Annotated in this window: 1 protein-coding gene and 2 pseudogenes; 2 read left to right on the plus strand and 1 reads right to left on the minus strand. The window is 59.2% G+C overall.

Translation table 11 applies throughout. The features are described from left to right. Positions 1-79: 79 nt before the first annotated feature. Positions 80-348: pseudogene (locus ACYP5B_RS01135) on the minus strand (AMP-binding enzyme); the annotation flags it as partial. A 349-nt stretch (positions 349-697) separates the two neighbouring features. On the opposite strand from ACYP5B_RS01135, the pseudogene ACYP5B_RS01140 reads away from it, so the two are divergent. Continuing rightward, positions 698-936 (plus strand): annotated as a pseudogene (locus ACYP5B_RS01140) (GGDEF domain-containing protein); the annotation flags it as partial. A 366-nt stretch (positions 937-1,302) separates the two neighbouring features. Then, positions 1,303-4,719, plus strand: coding sequence for a diguanylate cyclase (locus ACYP5B_RS01145; RefSeq protein WP_459568230.1), 3,417 nt, complete (start codon positions 1,303-1,305; stop codon positions 4,717-4,719). The last annotated feature ends 110 nt before the right edge of the window (positions 4,720-4,829 follow it).

Genomic DNA, 4,829 nt, shown 5'->3' on the forward strand with positions numbered 1-4,829 from the left:
TCTGCGCGTCTGCAATCTCGAGCTTACGCATGGCTGCATCCCCAAAAGAGTAACCACGCAATCATACATGCTGCAATATTTATGTCGCTATGTTTAAAATAGGCAGCACAGGTGTGATGTGCCGGCGCACCTTGTACGCTGCGAGATTGACCGACAGTGCGCATGTATTACGGTCTTCATCCCGTCCGGAGTACGCTGCGGCTCGCGCGGTGCAACAAAAAGGTGTGGGGCTTCTCCGGAACGCTCGTCGGGCACACCAATGCACGCGCATTCAAGAACCTCCTCCAACTGCGCCACGACAGCTTCGATCTCATTGGGGTAGACTTTGAAACCGGAGACCAAAATCAAGCCGATGATGCTCCGAGAAGTTGCATCGACTTTACCCGCGTATTGGTGGGACACCCACGCCGATTCGTCAGCCCTTCTCGCCCACTTGACACCGAGGAGTGATTGCACGAATACAAAGCATGTGCGAAACGTCAAAACAATTGCATTTGCATACCTTTGTATAGTTGTCGTGCTGCACTCGAAAACGTATTCTGATTGAGCTTGAGATATCCCTATTGCCAACTCTCCCGTTCGAGCCCGTCGGCAAGAGGGCTCGTTTTTTGGGTTGGAGCTCAACGGCAAGATTCCCACCAGGTACACGAGGCAGACATGCAAGAAAGACTCGCAGTCGAAGATTTCGGTGCCAGTCATCCAGGCCGTTACCAAGGCATGTTCGGCTGTCCTGATCGTGTTATCTTTCCTGCTTCCCGGCTACCTTATAGCCCACCTGTTCTTCTTTCAGGATCCCGGCTTGGAGTTCGGAAATCATACGTTCCACGAGATTGCCATTGCTGCAGCCACCCTCGACGGGCTTTTCATCACCTATGTCACTTGGCGGCGTCCGGCGAAACGCTGCCGCGCTGGCTGATCCTGGGGTTTCTGGGCTTCTTGCCGAGTCGAAGCGGGATAGGAACGAGGGCTGATCGTGCCCGTGCGCGCGTCTGAACAGCTTAAAGACGAACTGACGGAAAGCTCGCCGCAAAAGCACTCAACGAGGACAGCGGCAACGACGCCAATAATTTCCGGCTCGTATTTGGACTACCGGGCAAACGCCGTCATACCGCAGCGCGAGAGTTGGGTCAGTAAGCGGTGCCAACTCGCACCTTGCCTCGTACTGGCCGTCTCGTCGACCATTTCTAAGTCGAGTCGGGGATTTTCGCCGTATCTCTCTTCGGAATGAGCCGACGGCTGCTCGTCTTTGCATCGCTTGCCCGTGTCTGTGCGGAATTGGTGGAATTGTGGACGGTGTCTAGCATGAGAGAGCGGATTCGAAACCCCAATGGTGTCACACGGCTTCCGGTCATCTGTGAGCCCTACAACTCCGCGCACCGCTGGCAGGTGGCAATTCTCGGCGCCGTCTCCTTCTTCTTGCTCGCAGTGGCGGGCATCGCAGCGGCACGCCATCCGGGGAACGTCGCTGCGCTGTGGCTAGCCACCACGTTCGGCCTAGGTGTCGCCCTGAACCGCCCGCCTGCCGAAACACCGGCACTCTTAGCGTCCTTCCTCGTGGCCGGTGTGTGCGCTAACGGGGTCATGGGCGACAGTCTTGGCGTCGCTCTACTGCTCAGTTGTGCTAATGTCGCGGAAATCACCTTCTCGGCCTCAGTGATTAGAGCCATGTCCGGACGCGTCAGCGTTATACGCTCCGGCCCTTTCACGCGCTGCGCACTCACGCTCGGCATAGGCGGCACGCTGGGACCTGCTGTGGGTGCTACGCTCGGTGCCGCAGCGATCGCCGTCGGCTATCACGCCCATTACGCAGTCGCATGGTGGACATGGTGGACCGCAGATTCAATGGGCGCAGCGTTAGTGCTGCCACTGATGTCTACGTTCAGCCGCGAGCGCCTATACGCCACCTTCCAGAATAAACACCGGACAAAGCTTGCCATGCTTCTGGCCCTCTGTCTGGGCACTGTGGCCACCGCCGTCTGGCTTAGCCAGAATCCCCTTGCGGTGCTCTCGATGCCGTTGGTAATCGTTGCACTTACTTCCAATCCACTGGTCACAGCGCTTCTGGCGCTGGTATCTGTACTCTTCACCGTGCTGCTTGATCTCGGTACCGTGGCTGCCGGCCTGCGGCAGACGCAGACGCTACTGCAGCAGCCTGTACATCTGTCCACGGCGCTGATCATGGTCTTCCCAATCAGTATTGCCTTCGTCGTAGAACAAAACCGGCACGACCGCACCCAGCTACGCAGCAGCGAGGAGCGTTTTCGGAAGGCCATGGAGCACTCGGCCATCGGGATGGCGCTGGTGGACCTGGACGGCCAATGGCAAACGGTGAATCGGGCCGTCTGCGATCTACTAGGGTACAGTGCTGCCGAGCTGGCCAAACTGTCCGTTAAGAGCATTACCCATCCGGAGGACCTCGCCTCCGATCTCAACCAACTCGAACGCCTATTGGGCGGAGAAATTGAGGCCTACCGCATAGAAAAGCGATACAGGCATAAGGACGGTCACTACCTCTGGGCGTTGCAAGCCATGTCACTGATATGCGAAGAAGGTTCCGGCAAGCCGCTGTATTTCATCAGCCAAGTGGAGAGCATCCATGAGCGCAAGATGGCGCAGCAAGAACTCGAGCGCCTATCTCGACGCATCCAGCTTGCAGTCGATGGCGGCGGCGTCGGCATCTGGGAATGGGATCTCGAGCGCTCGTCGATCACGTGGGATATGCGCATGTATATCCTGCACGGCCGCCCCGCCGAAGCTGCAAACACGCTCACGCTGCGCCACTGGCGATCCATGTTGCATCCGGAAGACGTGCGGCGCGTGAGGGAGGAGATGCTCCTGGCCATCAAAGGCGCGCAGCCCTTCGACACCGAATACCGCATCTGCTGGCCCGACGGCGAGGTACGCCATGTACGTGCAAAGGCCGCAATTTCACGCTACGCAAACGGCAAAGCCAGCGCCATGGTAGGCACCAACTGGGACATCACAGAGAACCGTCAGTTGACCGAGGCACTTTTCGAGGAAAAAGAGCGCCTGCATATCACGCTTCGTTCCATCGGCGACGCGGTGATCTGTACGGACGGCGAGATGCGCGTGACGTTCATAAACGTCATCGCTGAGCAGCTAACGGGCTGGGGCCTCTCGGAGGCCATGGGGCAACCCCTGGACAACGTTTTCCGGTTGTTGGACGAAAGCACCCGTGACCCCATTCCCAGCCCTGTAGAAGCATGCCTGCAGACCCTTCGCCCCGTCTATCTGCAGAACGGTGCGGTGCTAATCAGCCGGAGCGGCGAGCCGCACGACGTGCAAGATTCGGCCGCCCCGGTGCTGACCGCGACTGGCGAAGTGATTGGTGCAGTGCTCGTGTTTCAGGACATCACCCGCGCCCGGGCCCTGCAACGTGAGCTAGCCCATTCGGCCACGCATGATGGCCTGACCGGACTGCCGAACCGCAACTGGTTCGAAAAGCATCTGCACGAGATCTGCGATGCTGCGCGTCTGCAGACGCAGCATCACGCGCTGTGTTTCATTGACCTAGACCGATTCAAGATCGTCAACGACACCGCGGGCCACGCGGCGGGCGACGTACTGCTGCGCGAGGTCGCTCATGTGATCCGTCATCACGTACGATCCGGCGATGTGCTTGCGCGGCTGGGCGGCGACGAATTCGCGCTGCTGTTGCACAATTGCGCAATCGACCAGGCCGAAGTCGCGTGCCAAAAGGTGATAGACGCGATCCGCAGCCAGCGCTTCCCCTGGGGAGGACGCGTCTACGACCTGGGCGCCAGCATCGGCATTACGGCGATCGGCGCCGATACACCGCCAGTGGGCGAGCTCATGAGTCGCGCAGACGTGGCCTGCTATGCCGCCAAGGCGGCGGGCCGTAACCGTGTGTCGGTGTATCGCAGCGACGAAAGCGACGCGCGGCGCCATCACCAAGAGCTGCAAGTAGCAGCTGGGATCCGTTCGGCACTGGAGGGCAACCGCTTCTGCCTGTTCGCGCAGGAAATTCGGGCGTTACGGCCAAACTCCGAGCATTCGCATCATATTGAAATTCTGGTGCGGATGATTGACGAGCGCGGTCAGATGGTGCTGCCCGGCGCCTTCATTCCCGCAGCCGAGCGCTACGATCTGATGGGGCATGTCGACCGCTGGGTCATCTGCCGCCTGCTGCGCGGCTATGGCCCGCGGCTACGCACATCGCCGGAGCTGACTGTGGGCATCAACCTCTCAGCGAACTCACTTGGTGAGCCCTTCCTGCTGCCCTTCCTGCACCAAGAGCTGCAAACCTCGAAGCTCCCGGCGAGCCAGATCCAATTTGAGATCACAGAGACAGCGTTGATCAACAATATGGCGGCAGCTAATCGCCTCGTAACGGACATGCGGCGCGCGGGCTGCACCGTCGCGCTCGACGATTTCGGCACAGGGCTATCCTCCTTCGCGTACCTTAAGCAGTTCAAGGTAGACTGCTTGAAAATCGATGGCAGCTTCATCCGCCACCTTGCCAGAAACGCGGTGGACCGCGAGATCGTCAGCGCAATCAATGACATCGGGCACCGCCTCGGCGTGTGCACCGTGGCCGAATCAGTGGAGGACGAACAGACCCTGCGCACGCTGCGTGCGATCGGCGTGGACTGTGCCCAGGGCTACTTCATCGGAATGCCATTGCCGCTGGATGTCTTCTTGGACGAGTACCAGGCGCGATCGATGGAGAAAGGCTAGGGGGTGTTTACATTGGCGGCCTCAAATCTGAAGTGCAACACCTTGCTTCGGGTAAGGTGTTCAGATGCAAAGCAGAACTTCGTACCAACAACTTCAGCCTGAGGAGCGCA

Source organism: Cupriavidus sp. 8B (assembly GCF_054589115.1).

Bases quoted from the DNA above. Each gene is read 5' to 3' on its own strand.
- ACYP5B_RS01145 (WP_459568230.1), top strand. From the start codon at position 1,303: ATGAGAGAGCGGATTCGAAACCCCAATGGTGTCACACGGCTTCCGGTC.